The sequence below is a fragment of the Acinetobacter sp. UBA2581 genome, assembly GCF_002339435.1.
GTDB lineage: Bacteria > Pseudomonadota > Gammaproteobacteria > Pseudomonadales > Moraxellaceae > Acinetobacter > Acinetobacter variabilis.
In genome coordinates this window covers 33,829-47,710 of the sequence record NZ_DDLD01000047.1, presented here as the reverse complement: position 1 = coordinate 47,710, position 13,882 = coordinate 33,829, and the positions used below count along the sequence as shown (strand labels likewise).

Annotated in this window: 9 protein-coding genes; 5 read left to right on the top strand and 4 right to left on the bottom strand. The window is 37.9% G+C overall.

Annotated elements, in window-relative coordinates; all coding sequences use genetic code 11:
* Positions 1–172: 172 nt before the first annotated feature.
* On the bottom strand, positions 173–1,570 hold the full coding sequence (locus tag B3Q46_RS05635; RefSeq protein WP_286713939.1) for a dihydrolipoyl dehydrogenase: 1,398 nt from the start codon (positions 1,568–1,570) through the stop codon (positions 173–175).
* A 172-nt stretch (positions 1,571–1,742) separates the two neighbouring features.
* Here B3Q46_RS05635 and B3Q46_RS05630 point away from each other — a divergent pair, with 172 nt between their 5' ends.
* Positions 1,743–9,842 carry a hypothetical protein gene (locus tag B3Q46_RS05630; protein WP_262477271.1) on the top strand — a complete coding sequence of 2,700 codons (8,100 nt, stop codon included), beginning with the start codon at positions 1,743–1,745 and terminating at the stop codon, positions 9,840–9,842.
* A 269-nt stretch (positions 9,843–10,111) separates the two neighbouring features.
* On the opposite strand, the gene B3Q46_RS05625 is transcribed toward B3Q46_RS05630, so the two are convergent.
* Positions 10,112–10,447 (bottom strand): TIGR01244 family sulfur transferase, encoded by a 336-nt coding sequence (locus B3Q46_RS05625; protein ID WP_004783676.1) that lies wholly within the window; start codon positions 10,445–10,447, stop codon positions 10,112–10,114.
* 125 nt (positions 10,448–10,572) lie between these two features.
* Here B3Q46_RS05625 and B3Q46_RS05620 point away from each other — a divergent pair, with 125 nt between their 5' ends.
* From B3Q46_RS05620 to B3Q46_RS05610, 3 genes are all read left to right on the top strand, one after another.
* Entirely contained in the window at positions 10,573–11,469 is an 897-nt protein-coding gene (locus B3Q46_RS05620; RefSeq protein ID WP_286713936.1) for an alpha/beta hydrolase, read from the top strand.
* On the top strand, positions 11,470–11,904 hold the full coding sequence (gene trxC / locus B3Q46_RS05615) for a thioredoxin TrxC (protein ID WP_034702471.1): 435 nt from the start codon (positions 11,470–11,472) through the stop codon (positions 11,902–11,904). It begins immediately after the preceding gene.
* 75 nt (positions 11,905–11,979) lie between these two features.
* On the top strand, positions 11,980–12,351 hold the full coding sequence (locus B3Q46_RS05610) for an acyl-CoA thioesterase (protein ID WP_171523022.1): 372 nt from the start codon (positions 11,980–11,982) through the stop codon (positions 12,349–12,351).
* A 57-nt stretch (positions 12,352–12,408) separates the two neighbouring features.
* Here the strand turns inward: B3Q46_RS05610 and B3Q46_RS05605 are convergent, their stop codons facing one another.
* Complete coding sequence (locus B3Q46_RS05605) at positions 12,409–12,912, bottom strand: DUF4442 domain-containing protein (protein WP_262477273.1); 504 nt, start codon at positions 12,910–12,912, stop codon at positions 12,409–12,411.
* A gap of 25 nt (positions 12,913–12,937) precedes the next feature.
* The gene (locus tag B3Q46_RS05600) at positions 12,938–13,426 is read right to left on the bottom strand and encodes a YajQ family cyclic di-GMP-binding protein (RefSeq protein ID WP_004783667.1); all 489 of its coding nucleotides are present in this window, start codon (positions 13,424–13,426) and stop codon (positions 12,938–12,940) included.
* A 91-nt stretch (positions 13,427–13,517) separates the two neighbouring features.
* On the opposite strand from B3Q46_RS05600, the gene B3Q46_RS05595 reads away from it, so the two are divergent.
* Positions 13,518–13,832 (top strand): rhodanese-like domain-containing protein, encoded by a 315-nt coding sequence (locus B3Q46_RS05595; protein ID WP_005233835.1) that lies wholly within the window; start codon positions 13,518–13,520, stop codon positions 13,830–13,832.
* Positions 13,833–13,882 lie beyond the last annotated feature (50 nt).

The window sequence follows — 13,882 nt, the reverse complement described above, 5'->3', positions numbered from 1 at the left end:
GGGGCTTTTTTTATGCGTGGGGTTTAAATAGTTACAACTTTTTCTATTGATATTTTCTGATCTAAAAAATGAGTTAAGGAGTAATAAGGAGCAGCCAAAACTTCAGAGCTATTAGCTGCACCATATTGTTTGAAGTAATTAAATTTTATCTATTAATACTTCTTTAATATATTTAAGAATTTTCAATTATTTCCTGTTGATCAAGCTGACGACGAGCATGTTTAAATGCTGTTCTTAGTCCTTCTTCTAAAGTCGGATGGTAGTAAGGCTTTGCCAGAATCTGATGAATATCTTGCTCTGCATCAATCATCCAGGCTAGCATGTGTGCTAGATGTTCGGCTTGAGGACAGAATAGTTCGGCGCCTAATAATTTTCCTGACTTTTTATCTATATATACTTCAGCTCCACCTTTATTTTCAGCAAGGATTAATGCGCGTCCCTGTCTTTCATAAGATACAAAGCCTCTAATATATTCTGCATTTTTTTCTTCTAACTGTTTGAAACTTTGTCCAATGATCGCCATTTCTGGTTGGCTAAATACAATTGCCAAAGGAGTCAGGGAAGAAATAGGCTGAACATCTGGAAAATTTAAGCAGTTTTGGACTACTTCTTTACCATTATGGGCAGCTTCATGTTGAATTGGGACATCAGGGGCTGCATCTCCAACAATAAAAATGGGTAAGTTTTCTAATTGTTTGGTTTTTTTATTGATAGGTAGCTTTTTAACATCATGGAATTCAAGATTAATTTTCTCTAAATCTAATCGATCCAAATTAGAGCTACGACCAGTGGCTGAGAGTACATAATCTACTTCAATACTTTGCTTTTGATCGTTCTCTATATAGTCAATTTTTACCTGATCATTAAGGAGTTTGACTTGATTAGGCAAAGTTTTAAATTTGATAGTTAGTTCGTTATTTAACTGCTCTCTAACCAAAGCTTGTAGAGTTGGACTAGTGAGTGCACCTATTTTCTGACTACGAGCAAACATAGTAGTACGTACCCCTAAACGTTGCATGGCTTGAGCCAATTCAATTGCAATAATGCCACTACCAATCACTGCTAAGGATTTGGGTAAATGTGAAAGCTCAAAGATTTCATCAGAAGTCAGGAGTTTATCGCTTAGTTCATTTTTTAAGGTGTCATCAAAATTTGGTCGAGAGCCTACTGCAATAATAAAACTTTTAGCTTGATAAAATTTTCCCTCTACTTGGACTGTTTGAGCATTAGTAAATTTTGCGTGCCCCGATATTTTATGAGTTGAATCCCATTGTTCAACTTCTTTTAAAGTAGCCCGAATATAATGATCACGAAGCTTATGCAGGCGATCCATAACGGTGGAGGTATTTACTACAGCATCATGTTGTAATCCCAAGGTTTCTGCATTTTTTATCTCATGCATACGGTTAGCAGAAGATATTAGAAGCTTGCTCGGCATACAGCCTACACGAGCACATGTAGTCTCCCATGAACCGGCATTAATAATTAAAATATTTTGGGTATGTTTAATAGCTTCTTTATAGGCACTGATTCCTGCTGTTCCTGCGCCGATAATAATAATGTCATACATAAAATGCTTACCAATTCTCAGAACATGAATATTTATATGCATGATTTACAATGTTTCTGATGTAAATTATGTAACTAGATTGCTTATTTTTGATATTTTGAGTAAATTTTGTGTAAAAGCCAGAAGATTAACTTTTATGGCAGCTTAACTATTATATGCAGTGGGAAAAAACATGAGTTTGTTTATAAATTTAAAAAAATTAGGGGTTAACACGACTGTTTTAGCAACATCGATTTCTTTAGTTGCATGTGGCGGGGGGGGGAGTGACGGTTACTATAATAATGACAATAATAGTCAACCAAATACAGGTGGAAATAATGGAGGCGGCAATGAATCTACAGATAATACAGCCCAAGTTCCAGAAAGCTTGAATATTAGTTTGCAAGATTCGAGTGGCCAAAATATTGTTCAGGTTGTAGATAATTCAACTGTACAAATTGCTGTTCAGGTCTTAAATGCAGATAAAGGTGGAATTTCTAGCAAAAATGTACGATTAGCGATTAATGATTCAGATAAATTAGGTGTAACAAGCAAAAGTTCCTTAGTTGCTACAGCTGAAGATGGCATTGCTATTTTTGAGCTTAAAATTCCTTCAATTAATATTGAATCTGGTAAAGTACAATTAACTGCAACTGTAGATGGCACACAAGTTAAACAGGTATATACCCTTAATATTAAAAAATCTAGTGTAATTGTTAGTGATTATACTCTAGATGTGCCACAAGGCCTTACGATTGATTTACCAAATGGGGCAGTTGAATTTTTTGTCCAAGTGACTGATCCAAAGGGTGGTTCTAAGTCAGGACAAACCGTTGAATTGTCTTTACCTGCTGAGTTACAAGGATTGTTTGTAATTAGCAACGGATCATCTGTACAGACAGATAGTGAAGGTAAAGCAAATTTTAAACTTGTAGCAAATAAAAATTTAACTGCGGCACAAATTCAACAGCTTGTAGATACATCTAAAACACTAAACTTTAAACTCATTGATGAGCATCGTGCAGAAAAGCAAGCAACTACGTCTCTAACATTTAAAGATATTGCAACAATTGTCGATAAACTTGAAATTATTAAGCCTGATGCACCGATTGCTGCAAAAAATGGCGAAGCACGTATTCGTGTATATGCCAAAAATTCCAATAAACAAGATTTAGCAGGTAAAAAAGTTCGCCTGGAGACCAATCAATCTGGTCGTGGTGTAACCTTGGATAAAACTGAAGCCATTACAAATGCACAAGGTTATGCGGAATTTATCCTAAAAAGTAATTCTGATACACCACTTGCTTTGAAGGATGAAGGGATTGAACTTAAAGCAACTTTCCTAGAGAACCCTGAGAAATTCGCGACCATTACTGTTGATGTCATTACTGCAGATGATAGTGCAACCGATCAAGAAGCTATTCAACGTTTAGAAATCGCTTCATCTTATAAAATCAATGCAATGTCTGACAGTGTTGAAATTAAGGTAAAAGCGATTGCGAACAATGGACATGCTGCGAAAAAAGGTAAAATCAAACTTACCTTGAATAGCGAAGCTGTAGCAAATGCTGTTAAGTTAGAAGGCAGTAGTGATGGTGTTAACTTTGATTTAAATGAAAGTCAGTCTGTCGGCGCAGAGGGTTATGTCACTTTCAGAATTAAAACACCAGCATCGCAAACAGCAGCAGCTGTAGAAGCATTAAAGGCTTCAGGGATCACAGCGACGTTTACAACAGATAACGGTATTAGCAATAATATTAAAATTGTTGTTGAAGATAAGGCTGTTGCAACTGAAGCAGTTAAGTATCTCTTAATTGACCCAATTAATGAAAACTTTGATCCTACCAAGAACCAAGACATTACAATTAAAGTAAAAGCAATTGGTGAAAAAGGTGGCCCTCTTAAAAATGAAAAAGTATCAATTAAATCTTTACTTTCAGATGATCAGCTGAATAAGTTGAGTCTAAGTTTAAGTACAGATGCTGAAGTTTTAACAGATGCAGATGGCTATGCAAAGTTTGTTTATAAGTATCAATATAATAAATCTGCAGAACAGCAAGCGTTGGCTAAGCAAGGGATTACTTTTACATCCACGGCATTATCTAATCAAAAGACTCAAACGATTAAAGTTAACTTCAATACAAAGAGTGTCAGTGACAAAGTCAGCCTTGATTACTTTACTTTAGATACTGATGGTTTAGCTCAAATTGCACTTAATCAACAAACTGAAATTGTAGTACGTACGCAAGCCTTTGGTGTTGATGGTGCAGTTCTTGCAAATCAAGAATTAGCTATTGGTATTGATGAAACTGCGATTTCAAATGGTGTTTCATATGCCACGGCAACTAAGCTTGTATCGGATGCACAAGGTAAAATTGAATTTAAATTAAAAGTTGCAGCACGTAATTTGACTGAATTAAATACCTTGATTGAAAAAGGCCTAACTGTTGCAGTAGTGTCTTATCGTAATGATGGTTCTAAGCATTCAGTTACTCGTAAAATTGATTTAGTTTCAAACTCGATTATTGACACTGGAACGAGTCAAGTGGATTACCTCATGGTAGATCCAATCTTAACCCGTTTTGACTATACGCAAAATCAAGAAATTACCGTTCGTGTAAAAGCATTAGATGTCAATGGAAGCCCATTAGCAAAAGAAAAAATTCAATTAAAATCTGCCCTAACTAATCAGAAGATGCAGCAGTTAGGCTTAAGTTTTACGACCCAAGCAGAACAAATCACTGATGCATTAGGTTATGCAACGTTTAAACTTAGTTACCAGTATAACGAAACGCCTGAACAAGAAGAACTTGCGAAAAAAGGTCTTACTTTCAATGCTTTGGCAAATGGTAAGGTCAGTAATATTCGCATTAACTTTAAGGCTCCGAGCGATAGTATCGACTTAAGTTTCTTTACTGTCGATACAGATGGACAAGCCTTAATTTCGACCACTACAGATACACCGATCAAGATCCGTGTCAAGGCAATGGGTACAGATGGTAAGGTTTTAGCTAACCAACGTATTAGTATTGGTATTGATAATACTGCAGTTTCAAATGGCGTAACGTATGCGACCTCTAATAACCTAGTTACAGATGCATTAGGTAATGCGGAGTTCGTTTTAAATGCGAAACCAAAGAATAAAGATGAACTGAATGCATTGCTTGCGAGTGGTGTAACAGTCGCTGTTAAAGCAACTGCAAAAGATGGTTCTGAATATACAACGCTAAGAACGATTAAGCTTATTGAGCAAGAGCAAGCATCGCAAGTATCTTCACTACTAATCGATCCGTTACAAGCAGCATATGACTATACAAAAGACCAAACAATTCAAGTACGCGTGAAAGCGATTGGTCAAGCTGGTCAGTCTTTACGTAATGAAAAAGTGAGCTTAACGACAGCCCTTAGTGCACAAGAGTTAGCTGATCTGAATTTAAGTCTTGTTGGCGATGCGACGAAACTGACTGATGATTATGGTTACGTGACATTCACATTTGACTATAAATACAATGCACAGTCTCCTGCACAAAAGAAACTGCTAAATGGTTTTGAAATTAAAGCAACTGCTAATGGAAAGACGAATAATACGATTATTAACTTTAAAGCACCTGCAAATGAACAAGAAATCAATCTTGATTATTTAGTGGTATCTACAGGTGGTCGTGCAGTTATCTCAACCGATAAACCAACAGAAGTGACGATTACAGCAACTGCATTGGCAACAAATGGTCAGGCATTAAAAGACCAGACTGTGAAAATTGAATTGAATGAAACAGAAACCAATAGTGGTATTTCATTTAATTCTGCGACAGAAGTTGTGACCAATGCACAAGGACAAGCCACATTTAAAGTCAACATTGCACCAGAAAATGCATCTGAATTAGAGGCATTGCTTGCATCTGGTTTGAATGTTCGTTTATCTGCACAGCGTGTAGATGGTTCTGCATACAAAGTATCAAGAAAAGTTGAACTTTATAAGTCAGAAGCAGAAGCACCAAGTGAAGTTGATTATCTGATCATTGATCCTATTAGTGTTTATGATTACAGTAAAAATCATACCATTGCGGTACGAGTGAAGGCGATTGGTGAAGATGGTAGCGCATTACGTAATGAAAAAATTACATTGCGTCCTGAAAACATCTCAAGTGCAGAATTAGCAAAACTTAATTTAAGTTTAAATGGTGCTGCTGAGCAATATACCGATGATCAAGGCTATGCTGTCTTCGAATTTAGCTATAACTACGATGCACAATCTACAGAGCAAAAAACCCTTGCATTGAAAGGTGTAGCGTTATTGGCGACTGCAAATGGTAAAGAGCAGCGCACAGTTATTAACTTTGCCGAAACTCAAACTAATACGCTTGATTATCTTGTCATTGATATGATTGGTAAAGCTGTCATTGATACGGATGTAGAAACTAAAGTTGTATTATCAGTGCTTGCAAAAGGTACTGATGGTTCAGTTTTGGCAAATCAAAATGTTCAGATTGAATTGACCAATGAAAATGGTATTAATCTTCTTACAGTTTCATCAGTAGCAACTGATGCAGAAGGTTATGCAAAATTTGAATTCAGTGTGCATCCAAAGAACCAACAGGAATTAGAAGCATTATTGACAAATGGCGTAACAGTAAAAGTCTTATCTGCAGTTGCTGATGGATCTGTTCGTCAAGCTCAACGTAAAGTTGAATTAGTACAAGCCGAAGAGCAAGTTGAATCTAAAGTTGAGACTTTAGTTATTGATCCAATCTTAAATTCATTTGACTATACTCAAGATCATACGATTCAAGTACGCGTTAAAGCATTAGATGCTGCTGGCAGTACGCTGAAAAATGAAAAAGTTGCAATCACAACTGATATTCAAGCGAAATTAGCACAACTCAACTTTAGTTTAAATGGAGCAGCTGAACAGTTTACTGGTGATGACGGCTATGCGACATTTGTATTTGAATATAAATATGCAAAATCTACAGTACAGCGTGAGATCTTAAATGGTGTAACTGTTACTGTAACTGCAAATGGAAAAACACAGACGACAAAATTGAACTTTAGAGAGTCTTTAACTTCAGAAGCATTAGATTATATTTCTATTGATACAAATGGTTATGCTGCGATTGAAGAAAACGTACAAACTGATATTACCGTTAAGGTACGTGCAATTAATGTGGGTGGTAAAGCACTTGCTAATCAAGATGTAACGATCAGCTATAATGAACAAGCCCATAATAATGGTGTTTATTTACTTGATCCAACAGGTGCGAATGTTGGTGCACAAACCTTTACGCAAAAAACGGATGCTGATGGATATGTAACCTTTACCTTTAAGGCATTGCCACGTAATAGAGCGGAAGTGCAAAAGCTGATTGATGATGTGACTGGTGATTTACAGGTTACATTAACAGCTAAACGTGCTGATGGTTCGAATTATGAAGCTTCTCGCCGTATTGATTTAAGAGCTCCTGATGTTGAGTCTACACCTGCAGAAGTTTTAATTGATCCAATTACACAAGCATTTGATTATTCAAAAGATCAAAAAATCATTATTCCAGTAAAAGCGTTATCTGCTGATAAGGGTGCTTTACAGGGTGCCAAAGTTACGATTGATACACCGGATTTAACCCTAGCGCAGTTAAAAACAGCACAGTTAACTTTAACAGGTGAAGCAACTAAGCTTACTGATGCCAATGGTTACGCTTATTTTGAGTTTGAATATAAAGTTGCAGGTACTCAAGAGCAGATTAAGTTGGTAAGTCCTGGTGTTCGTATCACGGCGACCACCAGCAATGGTAAAGCTGCTGTTCAAACCTTGAACTTTAAATCACCAAATGCCGGGCAGATTCTAGATTACTTTACCTTAGATGCATCTGATTATGTAGTTGCATTGGATGTGAATACACCTAAGACAATCCAAGTGACGATTAATGCAAAAGATACTGAAGGTAAGGCATTTGCAAACCAAGTTGTTTCACTTGGTCTAAATGAAGCTGCTTTAAGTAATGGTGTAAGTTTCAACACACCATCTCAAGTCATGACAGACGATAAAGGTCTTGCAACATTTAAAGTGACACTCAATCCTCAAAGTGATACAGAAATTGAAAACTTAGCTGCAAATGATCTTGAATTTACAGCAACTGCACGACGTGCGGATGGTTCTGAATATACGCTGGTTCGTAAAATTGAGTTAGATAAAGCTAAGGTTATTTTACCTGAATTAGCGAATCTTATTTTTACGACAGTAGATGATAAGCCATTAGATACAATTTCTGTTCTTGGTGGTGAAACACGCGTCAAAATTAAAGCAGTTGATAAAGCTGTTAATACAATTCCAAACACGCCTATCGCAGTTGCACTATCTAGTTTAACTTCTAGTCGTGTGACATTAAGCAATGTACCAACTCAAACTAACAGTAAGGGTGAAGCTGAATTTACGGTTACCGTTTCTGAGGGCGCATATGATGCTAGTTTGATCAAAAATGGTATTGTCTTTGCAGTAGTTGGTACGAACTTAAATAATGGCGATCGTTTACAGCAAACAAGTGTAATTGGTATCACCGCTCCAGCAAATGCTTTAAATCCACGTTTAACATCAGATGTAAAAACAGTGACAGCTGGACAAACAGTTAAAGTGTATGCAGCTGTTAAAGATGAAATGGGGATTAATACTGTTACAGGTACACCGATGCGATTAAGCTTGAATAAAGAAGCGATCGATGCTGGTGTTAAGTTAAAAGCCAATGGTGTTGATATAGAGGGTGTGCTTATACCAGCAGATAGTTCAATTGAATTTGCCTTAGAGGTACCAAAAGGTATAACGACGGATATATTACAATCTATTCGAGTTACAGGTGTAATTCGAGATCCAAAAGGTAATGAAATTCCTGCTATTTTACCGTTTACAGTTGAAGATGTCGAAAACCCAAACCATCTTGAAATCAATAGTTTTAAAAACACTTTGAATCCAGGTGATGACAGAACAGTTGTCGTTGTACGTTTACTCGATGCTTCTAATAATCCTGTACGTAATGAAGAAGTCACCTTGGCTGTACGTAAGACAAACACTACCACAGGTAAAAATGTAGGCTTTATTACTGAAGAAAATACTTCTGATGAAAATAATCATCCTTTACCAGAAAATATTGCTGAGAAATGGACTGTCAAAACTGATGAAGATGGACGAGGCTTCTTCACCCTATATATTCCAAAAGAAGGTTTTGATAAAGATGCTTTGATAGCAAGTGGTATTACCTTAGATGCAACTAATACTACGAATGGTATTGATGTGAAGCAGGTTCTTCATTTAAATGTTACAGATCCAACTTCTACTGCACCAAGATACAGCCTGTTCATTAAACCTAGTCAATCAACTATTAATGTTGTAGATGGAACCGCAACAATTACTGTGAATTTACGTGATCAGTTTGGTGGAGCAGTTTCTAATGAATATATTACATTGAATTTAAAGAACTCGAACTTCAATGGAGCTTATATTCAAGGCGCTTCCGGGATTGTGACAAATAATAATGGTGAAGCTGAATTCATAATTAAAATTGATGAAAGCTTACGTCGTAATTATACTGAGACTGCTTTTATCAATGAAGATTTGGAGCTGAGTGCAAGTTTTTCAGGTGCTACCCAAACTCATATACTGGATGTAGTCAGAAAATCTGTTAACAATCTAGTGATTAATATTACAGATAATCATTTAGAACCTATAGCCAATGGTAATGCTTATGAGCAAACGTTAAAAGCTACAGTAAAAGATGAACTTGGAAATTTAGTAAAAGAACAGAATGTAAGCTTTGAAATTAAACCTCAAAGTTATATTAGAGGGCAAAATTTATGGGCATTAGCACCAACAAATTCCATAACTCCTCCAACTAGTGAAATGAAATGGGTGTTTGCTGGTCAAAGATATTATCAAGGTAATGATGCTGCTAATCCTGAATTAGTTAATCAGAGCTTGCACTGTAACTTTGCTGTAGATGTTACCCAAGTCACAAATGCGAATGTAGCGTTAGATGTTGTTAAGTTTAAGGCAAGTAATGATGCGACATGGACTGGGGTTACAAATAATTCAGGTGAAATTAATTTTGTAATAACTTATCCAAAAACGTATGCTCAATGGTTAAATGTACGTATTGATGCTACAGCAGAATCAAATTCGTATAGAATGTCAAATAGTTATCCTCATCTTTTACGTAACCAGCAAGGTAATGATAAGGATTTCAATGGAATTTATTCGATTAATGCAATTAGTCCATTTGGTACAAATACCTCGGAGTGTACACCCTAAAATTTAATGAATTGTAGATAAAATTTACCTATAATTCAAAAAAAACAGCGCCTCGGCGCTGTTTTTTTATAGGAGCTAAAATTCATAGGAGCTAAAATTCAAAAAATTAAATAGAAGTTCCCACACTGACACCCACAGTAGGCTTAAAATTCATTGAATTACAACCCATCAATGCAAGACTGCAACATATAACCAGTAAGAATTTATACATAGGCCGATCTCTGAAACTAAAAGGAGATGTTGACTAAAAGTACATTTCCCCAAATACCTTAGTCATCCAGCAGATCCATCTGTTTCGCTAACTGATATAAATTATTGGAGCGATTTCCTGTACGGCAGAACATCAAGATCGGTTTTGGTAATTCGTTATAATGGTTAGCAAAGGTGCGCACATCCAGCTCGGTAATCTGGCCAGCAACTACTGGCTGGAAAACATAATCCAGACCTGCACTACGAGCAGCTTCCTCAATTTGTACGCTGGTTGGCTGTTCAGGGCCACCTTCCATATCTGGACGGTTATTGATAATTGATTTAAAACCTTTTTCAACTACTTGAGAGATATGTTCAGGACCAATTTGGCCAGCAAAGCCTACATTTTCGCTCATGATGTCACTCCATTATGTCATTTATCTTGATATGCTTTATGATAGCATTAAGCTGAAAACATGATGGCCTAGTTCTGAAAAATTTATAAACGATTACAACTATAAAATAACGCAATGGAGCGCGTATGTACGCCTATACAGTCGAACCACTGTATGTCAAAAGCGGTCAGGAAGTGATTGCTGCGGATTTCTATCGTCCTCAACAAATTGACAAACCAGCTGTGATCCTGATGGCTCATGGCCTAGCGGCTTTACGTCATTTTAAACTGGTACAATATGCCCAATGTTTTGCCAGTGCAGGTTATGCGGTGGTTCTGTTTGATTATCGCTATTGGGGAGGCAGTACCGGACGTCCGCGTGAACTGGTATCGATCAGTGCTCAAATTGAAGACTGGCGTACGATGATTCAGCATTTGCAGGTACGTAAATCCATTGATGCTAAACGGATTGTGTTATGGGGAACAGCATTGAGTGGCGGGCATGTGCTGACATTGGCCGCAGAACTAAAAAATATTCAGGCGGTAATGGTCCAGGTACCCTTTGTAGATGGGGCAGAAAGTGCCAAACTTTATCCTTTGCAGCAATTGCCTAAAGCCCTGAAGATTTCCAGTCAGGATTATATGGGAGCAAAGGTCGGAATGGCTCCCAAGACCTTGCCGGTGGTTGATCGTAATGAACTCTGTTTTATGCCGACACAAGACAGTTATGAAGGGTATCTATCCATTGTGAATCCAGATTATTACTGGAGTGGTCATATCCCAGCCCGGGTATTCTTTAAATTGATGCGTTATCGTCCTATTCAGCAAGTCCGCAAAATCACTATTCCTGTCCTGTTTATCGCAGCACAACAAGACAGCCTGATTCCCATTGAAGCTAGCCGGGAAACCGCAACCAATATTGCACCATTTGTACAATATCATGAGTGGAATATGCGGCATTTTGATATTTATCATGGTGAATGGTTTGAAAAAGCAGTCTCGACCCAATTAGAATTCTTACATCAACATATTGGAGTGCGCTAGATGATCATTGTATGCCCGAATTGCCAGGCTAAAAATCGTGTGCCTGAAGAAAAATTAACGGCCGATCCAGCATGTGGTCAGTGTCATCAGGCTTTGGTTCCACTGGCGCCGATTGAGCTAAATGAACAGAACTTTAGTCAGTTTGTCACCCATAGTGATCTTCCCATCCTGATTGATCTATGGGCAGACTGGTGTGGTCCATGTAAAATGATGGCACCGCATTTTGCTGCTGTAGCAAAAGAAAATCCACGGGTGGTATTTGCTAAAATTGATACCGAAGCCAATCCGCGATTAAGCTCAGCATTTAATGTGCGTAGTATTCCGACGCTGGTTTTGATGAATAAAACCAATGAAATTGCTAGAATAAGCGGTGCATTACGTTCAAGCGAACTACAAAAGTGGCTTGATCAGCAGTTAAATAATGCTCAATCCTAATTTAAAAAGCCTGGAGTTCAAGTGACAGATTCTCATATTAAACCAGAGGGAGTACTTTCCCTGCAGACGATTGCAATGCCTGCGGATACCAACTGGAGTGGAGATGTATTTGGTGGCTGGATTGTTTCACAAATGGACTTGGCGGGAGCAATTCATGCAGAGCGCTTTAGTAAAGGACGCTGTGCAACGATTTCGATTAACCAGATGACCTTCCTGGTTCCTGTGAAAGTCGGCGATGTCATTAGCTGCTATACCAAAATTCTAAAAGTTGGTAATACCTCAATCCAGATGCAAATCGAAGTATGGGACAGTCATGATAACTCACGTGCACCTGTACGCGTGACTGAAGGGGTATTTACCTTTGTCGCAGTGGATGTCAAAGGCAATAAACGTCCAATTCCGGATGAAGCAAAACAGAAATTTGCAGAATCTCAGCAGAACTCATAATTCTTTAAATAAGAAATCCCAGATCATTGATCTGGGATTTTTTTGTCTGTATTGAAATTAGGCTGGCTTCAACTGATTCTTGGCGATCCAGGCCCAGAGCATCTCGCATTGAATCGGTGCTTCACCAGATTCATCAGTTACAATAACTTGTACTAGCGTTTCACCTTTTTCTGAACTCTGCATGAGTTCTTGTTGTTCAAGAGTTAAAGTAGCTACTGCAGTCATGGCGCCTTTAGTTGGACGCTTAAAGTCTACTTTTAGGCTTTTAATCAAAACCACTGCGCTGTCAGGTACATTCATTGCAGTCACAAAGCCGGTTGCTGTTTCTGCCAATAGTGCCATAGCACAGGCATGAATCTGACCGATATGGTTCTGCATGGCTTTATGATTGACCATACTCACCACAACTTTGGATGCACTGACTTCCTGATAGCGAATCTTGGCAGAGCCAACCATTGGAACCACTCGGCCAAAGGTCTTACTCAATAAAGAAGTACGCATACCTTGCGGTAGTCTTGATGTCGCTTTGACCAGTTTGGTCAGTCGGTTGCTCTTTGCCATAATTCCATCTACAGACGTTGCTGCCTTAGTCTTTAAAGTTGTTGAACTGTAAAGGCAGACCGAATTGTTGTTCTTTCAGGAATGCCATCACTTGTTGCAAGGTATCGCGTTTTTTATCAGTCACACGAATCTTGTCGCCCTGAATAGAAGATTGCACTTTAATACCGCTTTCTTTAATGGCCTTATTAATTTTTTTTGCTGTATCTGAGTCAAGGCCATCTTTAAGCTTGATCACTTGAACTACATTTTTGCCTGAAGCGGTCATTTTTTGTGGATCTAGTGCCTGAATATCCACTTTACGCTTGAAGAAATGGTTTTCCAGCATGGTATACACTTGCTCACATTGGAAATCACTTTCTGTGCTAATTTTGATTTCCTTGTTTTTTTCATTCAGTTCAATGGAAACATCCTGTCCACGGAAATCGAAGCGGGTTGCAATCTCTTTTTGGGTATTTTGAACTGCATGATTTACTTCAAAAATTTCTAATTCAGAAACAATATCGAAAGAAGGCATAGTTTAGACCTTTACAAAGGGAAAGAATATCTGAGATGCTAGGGATGTTTTCTTCATTTGCCAAGTGTTGTTTACATCAAAGGAGTGCGCAATGATCCGTAAACAAGAAATTACAACATTTGAGTTCCCAGAAAATGCTGTAATCTGGGATGTACGAGATGCAAGTGCTTATGCTGAAGCACACGTGAAAGGGGCGGTCAATCAGCCCATTAACGATCTTTCAGCAGATAGCCTGACTCAGGTGTCAGCGGATCAACCGATTTACATTTTATGTGGTGGTGGGAGTAAAGCTCCACGTGCAGCTGAAAAATTAGAAGGTTTTGACAGCTCACGTGAATATGTCATCCTGATGGGTGGTACTCGTGCTGCTCGTGATGCAGGTATGCCACTGGAACAAGGCGCATAATTGACCTTGTGAAAAAAAAGCGCCGTCAGGCGCTTTTTTGTTGTCTAGAT